At 64.1% G+C, this 18,091-nt stretch carries 16 protein-coding genes and 1 tRNA gene; 12 read left to right on the forward strand and 5 right to left on the reverse strand.

All coding sequences use genetic code 11. From position 1 onward, the window contains the following. Nucleotides 1-7: 7 nt before the first annotated feature. From SAC06_RS01510 to SAC06_RS01535, 6 genes are all read left to right on the forward strand, one after another. Nucleotides 8-661, forward strand: a complete 654-nt coding sequence (locus SAC06_RS01510; protein WP_350258457.1) for a TrmH family RNA methyltransferase — start codon at nucleotides 8-10, stop codon at nucleotides 659-661. 77 nt (nucleotides 662-738) lie between these two features. After that, on the forward strand, nucleotides 739-1,761 hold the full coding sequence (gene fbaA / locus SAC06_RS01515; RefSeq protein WP_350258458.1) for a class II fructose-bisphosphate aldolase: 1,023 nt from the start codon (nucleotides 739-741) through the stop codon (nucleotides 1,759-1,761). Nucleotides 1,762-1,899: 138 nt separating this feature from the next. Further along, complete coding sequence (locus SAC06_RS01520) at nucleotides 1,900-3,078, forward strand: hypothetical protein (RefSeq protein WP_350258459.1); 1,179 nt, start codon at nucleotides 1,900-1,902, stop codon at nucleotides 3,076-3,078. A 532-nt stretch (nucleotides 3,079-3,610) separates the two neighbouring features. Then, nucleotides 3,611-4,561: an ABC transporter substrate-binding protein gene (locus SAC06_RS01525; protein ID WP_350258460.1), complete on the forward strand. Its 951-nt coding sequence runs from the start codon at nucleotides 3,611-3,613 to the stop codon at nucleotides 4,559-4,561. A 10-nt stretch (nucleotides 4,562-4,571) separates the two neighbouring features. Continuing rightward, nucleotides 4,572-5,513 (forward strand): amino acid ABC transporter permease, encoded by a 942-nt coding sequence (locus tag SAC06_RS01530; RefSeq protein ID WP_350258461.1) that lies wholly within the window; start codon nucleotides 4,572-4,574, stop codon nucleotides 5,511-5,513. Between the two features lie 11 nt (nucleotides 5,514-5,524). Next, a complete protein-coding gene (locus SAC06_RS01535) occupies nucleotides 5,525-6,289 on the forward strand; it encodes an amino acid ABC transporter ATP-binding protein (RefSeq protein ID WP_412766232.1) in 765 nt (254 codons plus the stop codon). 10 nt (nucleotides 6,290-6,299) lie between these two features. Here the strand turns inward: SAC06_RS01535 and SAC06_RS01540 are convergent, their stop codons facing one another. Further along, nucleotides 6,300-6,917, reverse strand: coding sequence for a TetR/AcrR family transcriptional regulator (locus SAC06_RS01540; RefSeq protein WP_350258463.1), 618 nt, complete (start codon nucleotides 6,915-6,917; stop codon nucleotides 6,300-6,302). A gap of 93 nt (nucleotides 6,918-7,010) precedes the next feature. Here SAC06_RS01540 and SAC06_RS01545 point away from each other — a divergent pair, with 93 nt between their 5' ends. Continuing rightward, the gene (locus SAC06_RS01545; protein ID WP_350258464.1) at nucleotides 7,011-8,675 is read left to right on the forward strand and encodes an MDR family MFS transporter; all 1,665 of its coding nucleotides are present in this window, start codon (nucleotides 7,011-7,013) and stop codon (nucleotides 8,673-8,675) included. 20 nt (nucleotides 8,676-8,695) lie between these two features. Here SAC06_RS01545 and SAC06_RS01550 read toward each other — a convergent pair. From SAC06_RS01550 to SAC06_RS01560, 3 genes are all read right to left on the reverse strand, one after another. After that, nucleotides 8,696-8,771 (reverse strand) — tRNA-Thr (locus tag SAC06_RS01550). 85 nt (nucleotides 8,772-8,856) lie between these two features. After that, complete coding sequence (locus tag SAC06_RS01555) at nucleotides 8,857-9,687, reverse strand: DsbA family protein (protein WP_350258465.1); 831 nt, start codon at nucleotides 9,685-9,687, stop codon at nucleotides 8,857-8,859. 106 nt (nucleotides 9,688-9,793) lie between these two features. Further along, complete coding sequence (locus SAC06_RS01560) at nucleotides 9,794-11,410, reverse strand: serine/threonine-protein kinase (protein WP_350258466.1); 1,617 nt, start codon at nucleotides 11,408-11,410, stop codon at nucleotides 9,794-9,796. Between the two features lie 166 nt (nucleotides 11,411-11,576). On the opposite strand from SAC06_RS01560, the gene SAC06_RS01565 reads away from it, so the two are divergent. From SAC06_RS01565 to SAC06_RS01575, 3 genes are all read left to right on the forward strand, one after another. Next, nucleotides 11,577-12,704 carry a sn-glycerol-3-phosphate ABC transporter ATP-binding protein UgpC gene (locus SAC06_RS01565; RefSeq protein ID WP_350258467.1) on the forward strand — a complete coding sequence of 376 codons (1,128 nt, stop codon included), beginning with the start codon at nucleotides 11,577-11,579 and terminating at the stop codon, nucleotides 12,702-12,704. A gap of 116 nt (nucleotides 12,705-12,820) precedes the next feature. After that, a complete protein-coding gene (locus SAC06_RS01570; protein ID WP_350258468.1) occupies nucleotides 12,821-14,074 on the forward strand; it encodes a DUF4032 domain-containing protein in 1,254 nt (417 codons plus the stop codon). A gap of 12 nt (nucleotides 14,075-14,086) precedes the next feature. Next, entirely contained in the window at nucleotides 14,087-14,830 is a 744-nt protein-coding gene (locus SAC06_RS01575; protein ID WP_350258469.1) for a glycerophosphodiester phosphodiesterase family protein, read from the forward strand. A 1-nt stretch (nucleotide 14,831) separates the two neighbouring features. Here the strand turns inward: SAC06_RS01575 and SAC06_RS01580 are convergent, their stop codons facing one another. Next, the gene (locus tag SAC06_RS01580; protein WP_350259137.1) at nucleotides 14,832-15,521 is read right to left on the reverse strand and encodes a uracil-DNA glycosylase; all 690 of its coding nucleotides are present in this window, start codon (nucleotides 15,519-15,521) and stop codon (nucleotides 14,832-14,834) included. Between the two features lie 97 nt (nucleotides 15,522-15,618). Between SAC06_RS01580 and SAC06_RS01585 the strand changes: the two genes are divergently transcribed. Then, nucleotides 15,619-16,230, forward strand: a complete 612-nt coding sequence (locus SAC06_RS01585; protein WP_350258470.1) for a LytR C-terminal domain-containing protein — start codon at nucleotides 15,619-15,621, stop codon at nucleotides 16,228-16,230. Nucleotides 16,231-16,453: 223 nt separating this feature from the next. Next, on the forward strand, nucleotides 16,454-18,079 hold the full coding sequence (gene groL, locus SAC06_RS01590; RefSeq protein ID WP_350258471.1) for a chaperonin GroEL: 1,626 nt from the start codon (nucleotides 16,454-16,456) through the stop codon (nucleotides 18,077-18,079). The last annotated feature ends 12 nt before the right edge of the window (nucleotides 18,080-18,091 follow it).

An 18,091-nucleotide genomic window follows, 5' to 3' on the forward strand; every position in this document is an offset into this window, starting at 1 on the left:
GAGGATTGTGAACGACGCTACTCATTTGCCCGGCGAGCCTGAACGGGAAGTCGGGGTCGGACCCTGGACCGGCCCCTGGCCCGAAGGTGACCACTACGATCCGGACCTGCTGGAGGCCGGCGACCGGCGCAACGTCGAGGACCAGTACCGCTACTGGCGACGCGAGGCGATCCAGGAGGCAATCGCCGCCAAGTCGCTGGGCCTGGAAGTGGCGATTGAGAACCTCGGACACGACTTCAATATCGGCTCGATCGTCCGGACCGCGAATGCCCTGGGGGTGTCCGCCGTCCACATTGTCGGGCGCCGACGGTGGAATCGTCGCGGGGCAATGGTGACCGACCGCTACCTGCCGGTCGACCATTTTCCCGAGGTCGACTCGTTCGCCAAGGACGCTGACCTCCGGGGGCGGATCCTGATCGGAATCGACAATCTGCCCGGATCCAAGCCCTTGGAACTGGCGGACCTGCCGCGGGAAGCCACCCTGGTATTCGGGGAGGAATCAGCCGGCCTCAGTCCACAAATGCGGGATCGGTGCCGGGAAATTTACCACATCACCCAGTACGGCTCGACCCGCTCAATGAACGTGGGTCACGCCGCCGCCATCGCCATCTGGGCCTGGGTGATTCAGCACGGTCCCCGGCAGAAACAACATCTGGCCTAGTTCAAGGGTCCCGTTAACTAGCGGGGGCAAATGTGGGACAATAGAGCGCGTAACTACTGTCGTTATGAGGAGGCTTCATGCCAATCGCATCCCCTGAGGTTTACAACGAGATGCTCGACCGGGCGAAAGCCGGTAAGTTTGCGTACCCCGCCATCAACGTCACCTCTTCGCAGACCCTGACTGCCGCGCTGCAGGGCTTTGCTGAAGCCGAATCTGACGGGATCATCCAGGTGTCCGTGGGCGGCGCCGAGTACTGGTCTGGCTCGACCATCAAGGATCGCGTGGCTGGCACCCTCGCCATGGCTGCCTACGCCCGTGAGGTAGCGAAGAACTACCCGGTCACCGTGGCTCTGCACACCGACCACTGCGCCAAGCAGAACCTGGACTCCTGGGTCATTCCGATCATGGAGCTGGAAGCTGCCGAGGTGGCCGCTGGTCGTGAGCCGTTCTACCAGTCCCACATGTGGGACGGTTCCGCTGTTCCCCTGGACGAGAACCTGGAAATCGCGCAGAAGATGCTGAAGCTCGCGGTTGCTTCCCGCACCATTCTTGAAGTTGAGATCGGTGTCGTGGGCGGCGAAGAAGACGGCGTCGTCGGCGAAATCAACGAGAAGCTCTACACCACCGCTGAAGACGGTCTGAAGACCGTGGAAGCGCTGGGCCTGGGAGAGAACGGCCGCTACCTGACCGCCCTCACCTTCGGCAACGTGCACGGGGTTTACAAGCCCGGCCACGTCAAGCTGCGTCCGGAGATCCTCGGCGAGATCCAGACCGCGGTGGGCGCTGCTCACAACGCGGGCGACCGTCCCTTCGATCTGGTCATGCACGGTGGCTCCGGCTCGACCGAAGAAGAAATCGCGCTGGCGGTGGCCAACGGCGTCATCAAGATGAACGTCGACACCGACACCCAGTACGCCTTCACCCGTCCGGTCGCCGACTGGATGTACAAGAACTACGACGGCGTCCTGAAGATTGACGGCGAAGTGGGCAACAAGAAGACCTACGACCCGCGTGCGTGGGGCAAGGCCGCCGAAAAGGGCATGGCTGACCGGGTCCTTGAGGCCTGCCAGCGTCTGGGCTCTGTCGGCACCAAGATGTAAGTTCAGTTTTTTACCCGGGGGCCTGCTGTTCAATTGTGAACAGCAGGCCCTTGGTTTTGAACATGTGCCCTCAAGCGAATGAACGAGCAGACATCGGCGCCGTTTCATGGTGAGATTGAGGTAGAAAAGGGGGGTCCAATGGAAGCTAAGACCTGGAACCGAGTTGAAGGCATGATCATTGCCAGCCAGCTCGATCCGCAAGACATCACCAACTATCTGACCGAACAGAACGTGGTTGCCCAACTGGACTGGTTCAAAGAAACTCCCAACATGATGGGGATCCGCGTGGTCATGGATGACGAGCACGTGGGGCTGCTGCCCGCCGACGCCACCGAGGTCGAGCCGGGACCGAAGCTAATCGACTTCATCGAAGAGCTGGCAGGCCAGTTCAAAGCGGAAGTCATGATCGGCGACCTGGGGATAGACCGGCTGGAGGGCGAACTGCCCGAGACCGACGACGAAGAGGACGACGACCAGCCGCTGGCGGTAGTGGAGATCTCAGACACCCCCGCCTCGGCGGTCCCGCTGATGGCCGCGTTCAACGGGATCGACATTGTGGACCTGGAGTTGCCTTCGGGCAAGCGGGCGCTGCTGGCGACGCTGCCGGCCGGCCGGTCCAACTGGACCCTCGGCGACGTCCCACTTGTCACCCTCACCTCGACCGGGGATGAGTTCCAGGCCTTCCTAATTGAAGACGACGACGACCCGGAGAGTATCGTCACCTACAACTGGGGGATGGAAGAGCGGGTGATCCCCGGCGGCGCCAAGGGAAACCGGGTGGCCGAGGATCTGGCTCAAGACCTGGTTGGTCCGCGCGCAGACATCGAAGCTATTCACGATGCAGTTCCCGGGGTGGGAGCGGAGCTAGCCTTTGCTGCCTCCCAGCAGCGGGGCGCACTTGCGGTGAAGTCGTTTGTCGCTTCGCTGGGTTTGCCCTCGGAAGTGGCGGACTTCCTGCGTGGCCGGCGCACCCTGGAGGAGGTCGGCGGTCACCTGCATCAGGCTCGCGGCGTCTCGAACGCAATTGGGCGCAGCGTTGACATCATGATTGGGGAGCGCGAACCGAGCGGCGGCCTGTGGGATTCCTACACCCAGTTTGTGGTCAGCAAACCCTGGGCGGTTCCGCTGCTGGCATCGGCCGAGGCGGCCATGGGCCTGATGTTCCTGTCGGCTGGCCGGTCCCGGGGGGAGAAGCGTTCCGCCGGGCGGAAACTGGCCACATTTGCCGGAGTGGCCCTCCTGATCGACGCCGTGGCTGAGTTGTCGCTGTCTCGGCTGGTGATCCTGCGGCATCAACGCCACGGGGAGAACAGCTAGGGATAGACCTCTGCGGGCCGGATTCACCTGGTGGGTCCGGCCCGTTTGGTGTTAAGGGGTGGTTTGCGGCCCACGCGTCTGGTTTGGCCGGTGTTCTGGCGTTGGCAAACGTGGTCAAGTGCTGGCAAACGTTGGGGGTTTGGGGTGGTTTTGGCCCTGTAGCTCCATGTTTGCCAGTGTTTGGGTAAGTTCGCCAGGTTCTGGCGTTGGCAAACGTGGTCAAGTGCTGGCAAACGTTGGGGGTTTGCGGTGGTTCGGGTCCGGTGGCTCCATGTTTGCCAGTGTTCGGGGAGGTTTGCCAGGTTCTGGCGGTAGCGGCCGCGGCAACCCCACCTGTCCGCCGCCGACCCCGGCACCGCACCAAAGTTGGCGTGACCGATCCCATGATCCGAGCCGAACCCCCGCCAGCTAGCCGTTTTGTCGCTCCCGAGACCCACGGACCCCGACCGGCCGACCCGTATCCTGAGACGACCTGCGCATAATATACATGCCGATGCATAATCTGAATAACATGATTTGAAAGAGGAGTCCTATGCGCACTCGTACCGGAATCGCCGCGATCGCAGCCGTGGCCGCCCTGGCCCTGGCTGGCTGTTCAGACCCCGGCACCACCACCGACACCCAGTCCGAACCGCAGTCGGATTCGGGTCAGTCCCAGGCAGCGGCGGGGATGGAGATCACCCCCTTCGATATCAGCACCATCAGCGTGCAGGAAGATATCGCTGCCCTGGTTCCGCAGGCCATTAAGGATCGCGGAATCCTGCGCAACGGAGCTTCCACCGACTACGCCCCGGGCGAGTACCGGGCTGACGACGGCCAGACCCCGGTCGGCTACGACGTCGATCTGGTTCGGGCGCTGGCACGCGTGATGGGACTGGAAGACGGACAGACTTCTCACGCAGAGTTCCCGACCATCATTCCGGCCCTGGGCTCCAAGTTTGATGTCGGCGTCTCCTCCTTCTCGGTCTCCCCCGAGCGGATCGAGCAGGTCAACATGATTTCCTACGTCGAGGTCGGATCGGCCTACGCGGTCGCTGCCGGCAACCCGAAGGACTTTGATCCGAACAACATCTGCGGCACCACCATCGGGGTGCAGACCGGCACCTACCAGCACGACTACCTGCTGGCCCAGTCCGATCAGTGCGTGGCCGACGGAAAGAAGGCCATCGAGGTGATGCCGCTGACGGTTCAGACCGATGTCTCCACCAAGGTGATTGGCGGCCAGTACGACGCCACCCTGGCCGACTCCACCGTGATCGGCTACACCGTGAAGAAGTCTGACGGCAAGCTCGAACAGATCGGCGACGTAATCGAGTCGGCCCCGCAGGGCATCACGGTGAAGAAGGACGACGAGGCGCTGACCGAAGCGATCCAGAAGGCCCTGCAGTACCTGATGGACAACGGCTACCTGACCCAGATCCTGGCTCCCTACGGAGCTGACGGGGCCGCCCTGACCACCGCCGAGTTGAACCCGGCCAGCTAAAGAGATTCTCATGCCTTCCACCATCGACGGAGTGGAACTCTTGCACGCCCGGCCGGTCCCCCGGCCGGGCCGCTGGGTGTCTGCCTTCCTGGTTCTCGTCATCGTCGCACTCGTGATCAAGGGCCTGATCACCAATCCGAACTTCCAGTGGTCCCTGATGGGACAGTGGGTCTTCTCCAAGACGATCATGACCGGGGTTCTGTACACCCTGCTGCTGACGGTGGTCGCGATGGTGATCGGCACGGTCCTGGCCATCACGATGGCGGTCATGCGCCAGTCACCCAACCCGGTGCTGCGCTACGTGGCCATGTTCTACATCTGGTTCTTCCGCGGAACCCCGATCTACACGCAGTTGATCTTCTGGTCCCTGCTTCCGTCGCTGTACCCGCAGATCTCGATTGCGATCCCGTTTGGGCCCGAGCTGTTCAGCGCCCAGACCGTGGACCTGCTCCGGCCGCTGATGATGGCGTTCCTGGGGCTGGGCTTGAACGAGGGTGCCTACCTGGCTGAGATCATCCGCGCCGGGCTGCTCTCGGTGGATAAAGGCCAGTGGGAGGCGGCCACCGCCCTGGGGATGAATCGGGGAAAGATTTTCCGCCGGATCATCCTGCCCCAGGCCATGCGCGTGATCGTCCCCCCGATCGGCAACGAAACCATCTCCATGCTGAAGACTACTTCGCTGGTCTCGGCCATCCCGGTGACGACCGAACTGACCTTTGTGGCCAGCACGAAGGGGCAGGCGCTGTTTGCTCCCATTCCGCTGCTGCTGGCGGCCGCCGCCTGGTACCTGGTGATCACCTCGCTCCTGATGGTGGTCCAGCACCGGATCGAGCGCTACTACGGCCGTGGCTTTGACTCTAGAACAAAGGCCGACAAGGCCTCCTCCCGTCAGGCGGCCATCAACTCGGCTCCCACTACTCGCGACGACCCGTTCTTGGATGTGACCCCATGACCCAGACTCCGATGGTGCAAGTTAAAGATGTCCACAAACTCTTCGGGGACCTGCACGTGCTCAAAGGGGTGGACCTCGAGGTCGCACCCGGCGAGGTGTGCGTGGTGCTCGGCCCGTCCGGCTCGGGCAAGTCAACCTTGCTGCGCTGTATCAACGAGCTGGAAAAGATTTCGGCGGGGCGAATCTACGTGGATGGGGAACTGCTCGGTTACCGCGAGGTGACCAAGGGTGGGAAAACCACGCTCCACGAACTGCCGGAAAAGGCTATTTCACGTCAGCGCTCGCGAATCGGGATGGTCTTTCAGCGTTTCAACCTGTTCCCGCACATGACTGCGCTGGAAAACGTGATGGAGGCGCCGGTGCAGGTGGCTAAGCGTCCGCGCGAAGAGGCTCGCGCCCGGGCGCTGGAACTGCTGGACCGCGTTGGTCTGTCCGACCGACCCGACCACTATCCGGCCCAGCTTTCCGGGGGCCAGCAGCAGCGGGTGGCGATTGCGCGGGCATTGGCGATGGACCCGGAACTGATGCTGTTTGACGAGCCGACTTCCGCCCTCGACCCGGAGTTGGTCGGCGAGGTGCTGGCCGTGATGAAGGAACTGGCCGCCTCGGGTATGACCATGGTGGTGGTGACCCACGAGGTCGGGTTTGCCCGCGAGGTGGCCGACGAGGTGGTGTTCATGGATGAGGGTGTGATTGTCGAGCAGGGGGCACCCGCTCAGGTGATCGACCACCCCCAGCACGAGCGCACCCGGGAGTTCTTCTCGAAAGTCCTCTGACGGGAGTAGGTTAGGCCGACTCGGCTGGATCCTTCTGGACGGTAGACAGCTCCAGGACGTCGGCCAGCACTTTCCGGGCGTGGACCAGATACTGTTCGATGTCGTCGGCGTGGCTGTCGCAGGTGGAGACAAACCTCATTGCCCCGGACAGCAGGTGGTAGACCATTCGTGACTGGTCGGCCACCTGCTGCTCGGTCGCGCCGGGCACCTGATGGCCGATGCGCAGCGAGATGACTTCGACCAGCTCTTCCTCAATGGCGCTCACCCGCTGCATTTGTCGGGCCAGCAGCGCCGAGGAACTGCCAATCACCTTCATCCGGTCGTTCATTCGGGGGTGTCCAAGGTTCGGCGCGTTCTGAGTGATAAGCGACATTGCTTCAATCAGCAGGGGGCCGGAGGAAAGGATGAACTTGCGGGCGGCAGGCTCGTCAATTTCGAGGCGGTCCCGGCCCAGAATTACGTGGTCTTTGGTGGGGAAGTGGTTGAAGAATGTGCGCTGGCTAATCCCCACTTCTGCGCAGATATCCTCCACGGTGACGTTGTCGTAGCCGCGGGCCAGGGAAAGGTCGAGGGCAGCATTCTGGATCGCTTCGGCGGTGGCCGGACCGCGGGTCCGTGGTTTGCTCATGTCCGTATCCTATCGTGAGGAATCCCATGCTCCCTAGATGTGCAGGAGGTGTAACATATTACTTCAGTAACTGCACATTGTGAAAGGAAGCCGATGCCAACCACCACAACCGAGCCAATTCTCCTGACGAAGAAGCGAGTCTGGGTGATCTTCTCCGCCCTGATCGCGGGGATGCTCCTCTCAAGTTTGGACCAGACCATCGTCACCACGGCCATGCCCACCATTGTGGGGCAGTTGGGTGGGGTCAGCAGCCAGATGTGGGTCACCACCGCGTACCTGCTGGCGATGACCATCGTGATGCCAATCTACGGCAAGCTGGGCGACGTGCTGGGACGCCGGCGCCTGTTCCTGTTCGCGATTGCCATCTTCACGATCGGCTCTCTCGGCTGTTCTTTTGCCCAAACCTTCCCCCAGTTTGTCGTGCTGCGGGCGGTCCAGGGCCTGGGCGGCGGTGGCCTGATGATCCTGTCCCAAGCCATCATCGCCGACATCGTGCCCGCTCGTGAGCGCGGCAAGTACATGGGTCCGATGGGGGCCATCTTCGGGCTGTCCTCCGTGGCCGGGCCGCTGCTGGGCGGCTACTTCGTCGACCACCTGACCTGGCACTGGGCCTTCTACATCAACATCCCGGTCGGCATCGCCGCGTTCTTCATCGGCTACTTCGCCCTGACCTTGCCGGACAAGCGCGCTGAGAAGCGGATCGACTACCTGGGCATCATCCTGCTGTCGGCCGCCACCACCTGCCTGATCTTCTTCACCGAGTTCGCCGGCAACAAGGAGCACGGCTGGGATTCGGCTGCCACCTGGGCGCTGGCCGCCGGAGCCGTCGTGGCCGGCTCGCTGTTCGTGTGGGCGGAGTCGCGGGCGGAAGACCCGATCATCCCGCTGCACCTGTTCCGCAACCGGATTTTCCTCAACACCGCCGCCATTGGGATGACCCTCGGAGTGGCTATGTTCGCCGCCATTGGCTTCATGCCCACCTTCCTGCAGATGGCTTCTGGGACCACGGCCGCCAACTCGGGCCTGCTGATGATTCCGACCATGGTCGGCATGATGGGGACCTCGATCATTTCCGGGCTGGTGGTGACCCGCACCGGGCGCTACAAGCTGTTCCCGATCGTGGGGGTCCTGATTGCGACCCTGACCCTGCTGGTGATGACCACCCTGACCGCGCAGACTCCGATCTGGCTGATCTGCACCTTCCTCTTCTTCTTCGGGGTCGGCCTCGGGCTGGTCCAGCAGATTGTGGTCCTGGTGGCCCAGAACTCGGTTGCCCCGCGCGAGGTGGGAACGGCCACCTCGACCAACAACTACTTCCGCGAGGTGGGCGCCTCCCTCGGAACCGCCGTCTTCGGCACCATCTTCACCACCCGCCTGGCCGAGAACCTGACCCACGTCTTCCGCCAGTCGGGGATGGATCCCACCGCGGCCACCGAGGCCAGCTCCACCATTGACCCGGCCGCCCTGTCCAGTCTGCCGGGCCCGGTCCGCGAGGGCGTCGTCAACGCCTATGCACACGCGCTGGCCCCCGTGTTCTGGTACATCATCCCGTTCATGCTGCTGGCACTGCTGCTGGCCCTGTTCCTGAAGGAGGTGCCGCTCAGCCGCCAGGCCGGCCTGGTTGCGCGCGGGGAAGCCGTCGGCGGGGACGAGGCGGAGGAACTGGCGCGGGCCGAGGACTTGGCCCGGGTAGAGGAAATGGCTCAGCACGGGACCGGTCGCGACAGCGCGGGACAACCGGACGGGGCCGAGGCCTAGCCGGGGGAATCCCCGAATCATGGAGCCACCTAGGAGACTCGAACTCCTGACCTGCTGTTTACAAGACAGCTGCTCTACCAACTGAGCTAAGGTGGCGCGTGAACAATCTTGCCTGCTCAGTGGGGCCGGGTCAAAATGGCTAAGCCATGACCCGGCCCCACTGGCGTACTAGCTGGCGGTACTAGTTGGCGGGGGTGAATCCCAGCGCTTTCAGGGATTCCAGGATCCCGGCCCAGATCTCGTCCGGGGTGCCCTGCTGCCAGGCCACCTTGGAGCCGTCGAAGACCAGCTCGGGCGTCCCAAGGGAACCCTCGCGGCCCTGCACGTCGGCCTCGGTCCAAGCCTTGGTGGTCTTCTCCAGGTAGGCTTCGGCCGTCCCGCCGAACTGGTTGATCACGTCCTCCGGAACGCCAACCTGCTGCGCCAGGGTCACGACCTGCGCCTGCGAGGAGTCCGCATTGCCGATCACGCTCTGGTCCTGCGCCTGCAACTGCCCGTAGAAGTAGTCGGTCAGCGCCTGGTGGAAGGCCAGGAACTGGTCGGGAGCATTGGCCGCCACCTGCAGGGAGGCAAAAGTTGCCGGTCCTTGGAACGGCATGTAGGCGGTGTTCACCGGCTGCAAGATGTAGTTGAACTCGCCATTCTTAGCGGCTTCCGCGAATTTCTCACCCACGGCCGAGTCCAGGTAGGCGCACCAGCTGCAGGTGTAAGAGAAGTACTCTTCCAGGTCGGGCAGGTTCTCATCCCGCACCCCGACCCCCAGGTGGGAAACGACGATCGGCTCGCCATTTTCGAACTGAGTCGGAATCGCCTCGTTGGAGGGGCTCGGGTTTTTCGACCCCTCGTTGGTCACGACGAACACCAGGGCCGCAATAATTGCCACCACAATGATGCTGACCGCCGCGATAATCATATTGCGAGTGCGCCGGTCCGCTTTGGCCTGGGCCTCCCGCATGGCTTTGGCCTTTGCCTGCACTGAATCCTCGGTGCGCTTCGAGCTCTTCTGCCCCACCGTCTCTCCTTCTATTGAAGTGTCAATCCTGCACTAAATCTACCGGCAAAACTTGGGAATCACCTGAACAGTCAACCGGTTTGGACGGATTGGCGCCTTCGCGCAGCTAGGAGGCGTTCATCAGCAGCGCCACCAGGCCCACGGCCAGCGCAATCAGCGCCAGTCCGAGCAGTTCCCGGTACCAGCGGTTGGGAACCGCGCTGTGAACGACGTAGCGGAGGCCCCACCGGAGGGGAGCCGAACTGGGGGTCAGGTAGGTAACTGCCAGCACCAGCAGCGCGAGCGCCCAGGTGGCCACCGGGTTGACCGTGTCAGGCTCCAGGCTGGCGACCCAGGAGGTCAGGTTGCTGATCCCGTCGGACACCGAGCCGCTGGCGATCATCAGCCCGACCAGGCCGGCCAGCATGCCTAGGGCCAGCCCCGGGATCAACTGCAGCATGCCCATCACCGTGTGGCGCGGAAAGTAAAGGAACTTGGACGTGCCGGTCGCTCGTCCACCGGCCAGCAGGCGCCGGTCAATCCAAACGCGAACCTCGCCGCCAATCGCCAGCAGGGCCAGCATAAAAATGACCAGCGCGAAGCCGCTCGTCCCGAAGTAGGTGGGTAGCAGGGCCAGCCACATGAGGATGGCGGTCGCCTGAATCGGACTGTGGCCCGGAATTGGCTTCGGCTCGGGCGGGACAACCGGTGCGAAGGAGGCGACGCTTGGCTCCCACGGGGTCCCACCCGGCTGGGCCGGCGGCCACGGGGTGGACGAGGCGTTGCCGGGGCCCGGATAGGGCAGGATCGGCTCCGGTATCGGCCCGGGGGGCGGCTGGGGGGACGGGTAGGGAGCGAGGAGGGTCGGGTCGGGTGCCCCGGTTGGTGAGAGCAGGGCGGCGGTTGGGTCCACTGGAGCCGAGGTGGGGCCGGCCTGCTGGGCCTGTTCGAGCGCGTGAACCAGTTTGATCGGCTCCGGGCGGAACTTCGGGTTGACCGCCAGCGCCAGTCGGAAATGCGGCTGCAGATCCGGGGGAAGGAGGCTCAACTCGGGCTGTCCCTGGTACATCCGATGGGCGATCACCTCGGGTGCGCCGGTCCCAAAGGGAGGCTGCCCGGTCAGGGAGCTCAGCAGCAGGGCGCTCCAGGCCCACCAGTCGCCGGCTTGCCACTGCTCGAACGGAATGTGGGAGCCGCCGGCCATCAGTTCCGGGCTGACGAACCCCGGGGTGCCGGTGACCAGGCCGGTCTGGGTCAACCGGTCGTCAGCGTCCCCCTGAGCGATGCCGAAATCGATCAGCACCGGACCGTGGTCCGAGATGATGATGTTGGACGGCTTCAGGTCCCGGTGCGCGATCCCGGCAGAGTGCACCCGCCCCAGCAGGTCCCGCAGTAACTCGGCCAGGTAGGCGGCTTCAGCCAGGCTCAGTGGCTGCTCGGCGACCACCTGCGCCAGGGTCTCACCCTCGATGAATTCCGTCACAATGAAGGGGGTCAGGTCGTCCGCCTCGTAATCCAGGACCCGGGCAATGCCGGTGCCGGGAATCTGGTTGACGAGGCGGGCCTCGCGAATGAGGCGGTGGCGTCCCTCCTCGGTGGCGGCCACGGTTGGGTGCAGAAGCTTCAGTGCCACCGGGGTGTTCGCCTCGTCCTCAGCCAGCCAAACGGTGCCGGAACCACCCGCGCCGAGGCGGCGCTGGAGGCGGTATCCACCCACCGACTGGGGGGCTGAGTCTTCAAACATGGTCTCCAGCATAGTGAGTCCAGGAATCTCGACCCCAAGAGACACCCGTTTCGTGCTATTCTGAACTCGGTTATGCGCGCAACGGTGCGCTGCCCACCGGCGGAAACATCTGCCGGCGCTAACTCTACAACGGAACGTCCGGCACGTACCTGCCGGTGGAGGAAATATGGCTAGTGTAACTTTCGACAACGCTACCCGGATTTACCCGGGTTCGGATCGCCCCGCGGTTGACAAATTGAACCTGGAAATTGCCGATGGCGAATTCCTGGTGCTGGTGGGACCGTCCGGTTGCGGCAAGTCGACCTCGCTGCGCATGCTCGCAGGGCTGGAAGATGTCAACTCGGGACGGATCTTCATTGGTGACCGTGACGTCACCGATGTCCAGCCCAAGAACCGCGACATTGCAATGGTTTTCCAGAACTACGCCCTGTACCCGCACATGACTGTTCGCGACAACATGGGCTTCGCCCTGAAGATCGCCGGTCGCCCGAAGGACGAAATTCGCCAGCGGGTGGATGAGGCCGCCAAGATCCTGGATCTGGAGCCCTACCTGGACCGCAAGCCCAAGGCTCTGTCCGGTGGTCAGCGTCAGCGCGTCGCCATGGGCCGCGCCATCGTCCGGAAGCCGCAGGTCTTCCTGATGGATGAGCCGCTGTCCAACCTGGACGCCAAGCTGCGCGTCCAGACCCGGACCCAGATCGCGCAGTTGCAGCGCGACCTTGGCGTCACCACCGTCTACGTCACCCACGACCAGACTGAAGCTCTGACCATGGGCGACCGGATCGCCGTGCTGAAGGACGGCATCCTGCAGCAGGTGGGGACCCCGCGCGACATGTACGACCGTCCCGCGAACTCCTTCGTGGCCGGGTTCATCGGTTCTCCCGCCATGAACCTGGGTACTTTCACCATCGACGGCAAGGTTGCCCGCCTGGGCACCGCTACCGTTCCGCTCTCTGACGAGACGCTGGCGGCTGTCACCCCGGAAGACAACGGCCAGATCGTGATTGGCTTCCGCCCGGAGGCGCTGCGCCTGGTCGCCTCCGACGCCGACGGCGTCATTCCGATCAAGGTGGAGCTGGTGGAAGAGCTCGGCTCCGACGCCTACATCTACGGCCAGCTGGCCGGGGATGCGGGCGATGCCAAGCTCGGTTCCGGTGAGGAAGGCGGCGGACGCCAGCTGGTCGTTCGCGTACCCCCGAACTCGGCCCCGCCGGCCGGCTCGGTCATCCACGCGGAGATCGCTCCCGGGCAGCAGCACAACTTCTCGGCTGCCACCGGTGTTCGGCTGCCGTAGCGCTAACTAGTTGTGGCGAAGGGGCGGGTGAGTCTATCTCACCCGCCCCTTCCCCTGTTCGAACACCCCCGATTGCTGTGATGGCGAAATAGAGAAGGCCCTGAGACAATAACGCTATGCCCCAGTCCCTACAGATAAAAGCGGCCAACGTCGACCCGGCCCTGCTGGATCTGCCGTGGGAGATCCCCCTGGAAGAGTGGCCCGAAGATATTCTGGCGGCCCTTCCACGCGGTATCTCCCGCCACGTGGTCCGCTTCGTCAACCTGTCGGGGCGCGTGATTGCGGTCAAGGAAATTGGCGAGACGGTGGCCGGGCGCGAATACGAGCTCCTCTGGGATCTGGCGCGGCTCGGGGCCCCCTCCGTCATGCCGACCGCCGTGGTCACCGGCCGCCGGGACCTGGCCGGGGAGGAACTGAACGGCGTCCTGATCACCGAGCACCTGCAGTTCTCCCTGCCCTACCGCGCGCTGTTCCGCCAGTCCCTCAGCCCCGAGACCGCCACCAAGCTGATCGACGCGTTGGCCGTCCTGCTGGTCCGGCTGCACCTGCTGGGCTTCTACTGGGGTGACGTTTCGCTGTCCAACACGCTGTTCCGACGCGATGCCGGTTCGTTCTCCGCCTACCTGGTGGATGCGGAGACCGGGGAACTACACCCTCAGCTGACCGACGGTCAGCGCGACTACGACGTGGACTTGGCTCGGGTCAACATCATTGGGGAACTGATGGACCTGCAAAGCGGCGGGTACCTGGATGAGGTGGACGACGTCATCTCGATTGGCACCCGGATTGTGGAACGCTACGAAGCCCTCTGGTCTGAGCTGACCGCCCCGGAGCTGATCGAATCGGATCAGCGGTGGAAGGTGGAGCGGCGGATCGAACGGCTGAACGCCCTGGGTTTCTCGCTCGGGGAGCTGACCATGAGCTCGGACCCGGGCAGTCAACGCCTGACCATTCAGCCGAAGGTGGTCGACGCCGGGCACTATCACCGCCGGATCATGCGCCTGACCGGGCTGGATGTGGGGGAAGAGCAAGCCCGGCGCCTGCTCGACGATCTGGATACCTACCGGGCGGTTCACCAGCTCAGCAATGTGCCCGAGGAGATCGTGGCGCACCAGTGGCTGCGCGAGGCGTTCGAGCCGGTGATCGCGGCCATCCCCACCAACCTGACCGGGAAGTTGGAGCCGGCCCAGGTTTACCACGAGTACCTGGAGCACCGCTGGTTCATGGCCGAGCAGCGCCAGCAGGATGTCCCCCAGGAAGAGGCCATCGCCTCGTACATCGAAAACGTGCTGTCCAAAAAGGAAGATGAACTCCTGTTCCTGGACTCTGAACTGCTGGGTCTGGCTGACCCGGACGACGTCGGCGAATAGAAAGGTTCCCCCATGCGCATCATCGCTCACCGCGGTGTTTCCTCCCTGGCCCCCGAAAACACGATGGCCGCCTTCGTCAAATGCCTGGAAGTGGGGGCCAAGTGGTTCGAATGCGACGTCCGGATGCTGGGTGACAACTCCCTGATCGTCGCCCACGACGAGACGGCCGAGCGCACCACCACCGGGACCGGTCGGTTCTTCGACCTGACTTTTGCCGACCTCCGGCGCCTCGACGCGGGCCGCTGGTTTGGTGACGGGTTCCGCCTCGAGCGGGTGCCCGAGTTGGCCACGGTGCTGGACCTGTTGAACACGACCGGACTGAGCGCCAACCTGGAGCTGAAGTTTGAGGAATCCGACCCGGAGGTGGTCCGCACCTACCTGGAGACGATTGCCCGCAGCACCCGCGCGCTGAAGCAGCCGGACCGGGTGCTGGTCTCCAGTTTCTCCGCTGAACTGCTCTCGGGGATGGCCGCCCTGGCTCCGGACCTGGCTCGGGCCCTGCTGGTGGACGAGGTGGGAGCCAGCGTGGATCAGGTGGTGGCACAGGCTCGGGACCTGGGTTGTGACGCCGTCAACCCCGGCTTGGAAGGACTGACCGCCGATCGGGTGCAAGCCCTCAAAGCCGCCGGGATGGCGGTCTATGTCTGGACCGTCAACAGCGTGGAGACGGCCCGCGAACTGGCCGAGTGGGGAGTAGACGGGGTCTTCACCGACTACCCGCAGGACCTGCTGGCGGCCGGGCTCGACCAGGAGTAGGTCAGCTGACCGGTAGGTCGGTCCAGTCGATCGGATCGGCCCCCTGCTGTGCCAGCAGCTCATTGGCGCGGGAGAACGGCTTGGAGCCGAAAAAGCCTCGGTAGGCCGACAGCGGTGACGGGTGCACCGATGTGATGGCCGGAGTGGAGCCCAGGAGGGGCAGCAGCGACTGGGCGTCCTTCCCCCACAGGATTGCGACCAGGGGGCGGTCGCGTTCAACCAGGGCTTCTATCGCTCGTTGAGTCACCGCCTCCCAACCGCGGCCGCGGTGGGAACCGGGTTGGCCCGGACGGACGGTCAGGACCCGGTTCAGCAGGCACACGCCCTGGCGAGCCCAACCGGTCAGGTCACCGCCGGTGGGAGCGATTGGACCGACGTCGTCGGACAGCTCCCGGTAAATGTTGCGCAGCGAAGCGGGGATCTCCACCCCCGGGGCAACCGAAAACGACAGGCCCATGGCGTGGCCGGGGGTTGGATAGGGGTCCTGCCCCACCAGCAGGACCTTCACCTCGTCAAAGGGGTAGGTGAAGGCGCGAAGCACGTCGGTGCCAGCCGGCAGGTACTTTTGCCCGTCCCGAAGCTCAGCTCTGAGCATCTGTCCCAGTTCGGCAATGGTATCCGCCACGGGGGCCAGCGCCCGGGCCCAGCCGGGATCCACGATGTCGGTCAGGGGACGGGGGCCAGCTTGCATGGAAGTCACCCGTCAATTGTAGAAGGCAGGGGGGCGAATTTCGTCCGCTCGGTACTTTGTCCTCGGTCCGGCCCAATCAATCCGCTAAGGTGAAAGGGTGAGCTCGACATATCCTGCAGACGAATTCGAACATCCCGGCGAAGATTTGCCGGTGGGTGCGCATCGGCAGCCGCCGTCGCGCTGGCGGCCCGTGATCCCGTTCCTGGTGATCCTGGTGGTCGTGCCACTGCTGGCGTGGGGCGTCAGCTACCTGCTGCAGCGCCGGGACGCGGGCGACGATGCGGCTCAGTCCGCTCCGCCGGCCGTCACCCAGCAGTCCGGCCAGTCGGACGCTCGGCCGACTCCGTCCCCGACGCCGACGCCGACGCAACCGTCGGCCGCTCCGACCGCTCCGGACGAAACGAAGCCGGAAGAGGAAGAGAACCCGGAACTGGGGATTGACTACGCCCTGACCATTGAGGTTCTGAACGCGACGGACATTTCCGGCTACGCGGGACAAATTGCTGCCGACCTCGAAGCTGCCGGCTTCACCTCGGTGATCGCGGACAACACCTCCGGATGGATAACCGAAGTAAACACTGTCTTCTTTACTTCGGCGGAGCAGGAAGCCACGGCCCATCAGGTGGCGTCGATTGCCGGGATTGACTCGGTGGTGCTGGATCCCGACGCGACCGGAGGGGAAGGCATCGTCGTCCTGCTGGTTGAGTAGGGCTGCTTCTGGCCAGATTTTGACGAAATCGCGGTTTCGTTCACATCGCCTTGCACTCGTAGCGGAGGAGTGCCAAACTATTCATTAGCACTCTCGGGTTGAGAGTGACAGAGACTAGATTCTCGGTGAGGGTTTGTCGCGCGCGGGTCGTGAACGCGGGCGGGAGGCTCGTCCGTCGCGGGCATCGGGAATCACCAACCGCCATGCGGAAGGAAAGTAGTTAATGAGCAAGTTTATTTCGTACGACGAGGAAGCCCGTCGGGGGATGGAAAACGGCCTGAACAAGCTGGCCGACACCGTCAAGGTCACGCTTGGCCCCCGCGGTCGCAACGTGGTGCTGGACAAGAAGTGGGGCGCCCCCACGATCACCAAGGACGGCGTTTCCGTCGCCAAGGAAATCGACCTGGAAGATCCGCTGGAGCGGATCGGCGCCGAACTGGTCAAGGAAGTTGCCAAGCGCACCGATGATGTCGCCGGTGACGGCACCACCACCGCCACCGTGCTGGCCCAGGCCCTGGTCCACGAAGGATTGCGCAACGTGGCTGCCGGCTCGAACCCGATCGAACTGAAGCGCGGCATCGACAAGGCCGTGGACGCCATTGTCGCCCAGCTGCACAAGATTGCTCAGCCGATCGAGACCTCCGACCAGATCGCCTCCACCGCCTCCATCTCGGCCAACGACCCGGAGATCGGCAAGCTGATCGCCCAGGCGTTTGAGACCGTCGGCCCCGAGGGCGTCATTACCGTGGAAGAGACCAACTCTTTCGACACCACCCTGGAAACCACCGAGGGTATGCGCTTCGACAAGGGCTACCTGTCCGCCTACTTCGTCACCGACGCTGAGCGCCAGGAAGCCGTGCTGGAGGACGCCTACGTCCTGCTGGTCGAATCGAAGATTTCCTCCATGAAGGATCTGCTCCCGGTGCTGGAGAAGGTCATGCAGACCGGCAAGCCGCTGCTGATCATCGCCGAGGACATCGAGGGCGAAGCCCTGGCCACCCTGGTGGTCAACAAGATCCGCGGCATCTTCAAGTCGGTCGCCGTCAAGGCTCCGGGCTTTGGCGATCGCCGCAAGGCCATGCTGCAGGATATGGCCATCCTGACCGGCGGCCAGGTTATCTCCGAGACCGTGGGCCTGACCCTGGAGGGCGCCGACCTCGACACCCTGGGCACCGCCCGCAAGGTCGTTGTCACCAAGGATGAGACCACCATCGTCGATGGCGGCGGCGAGAAGGAAGCGCTGGACGCCCGCGTCAAGCAGATCCGCGCCGAAATCGAAGCGACCGACTCCGACTACGACCGCGAGAAGCTGCAGGAGCGCTTGGCTAAGCTCTCCGGTGGCGTCGCCATCATCAAGTCCGGGGCCGCCACCGAGGTGGAGCTGAAGGAACGCAAGCACCGGATTGAGGACGCGGTTCGCAACGCGCGGGCAGCCTCCGAAGAGGGCATCGTCGCCGGTGGCGGCGTGGCCCTGATCGAGGCGGCCAAGGGTGTCCTGGGCGACCTGGACGTGGCCGGTGACGAGAAGATCGGCGTGGCCATTGTGCGCCAGGCCGTCGAGTCCCCGATCAAGCAGATTGCCGAGAACGCTGGCATCGACGGTGGCGTGGTCGTGGACCGCGTCTCCCGGATGGAGTCGGGCCACGGCCTGAATGCCGCCACCGGTGAGTACGGCGACCTGCTGACCGAAGGCATCGCCGACCCGGTCAAGGTGACCCGCTCCGCCCTGCAGAACGCGGCCTCCATTGCCGGCATGTTCCTCACCACCGAAGCTGTGGTTGGGGACAAGCCCGAACCGCCGGCCCCGGCCGCTGCGGGTGGCATGGACGACATGGGCGGCATGTACTAAGCCGCTGAGTTA

Source organism: Scrofimicrobium sp. R131, from assembly GCF_040256745.1.
Classification (GTDB): Bacteria; Actinomycetota; Actinomycetes; order Actinomycetales; family Actinomycetaceae; genus Scrofimicrobium; species Scrofimicrobium appendicitidis.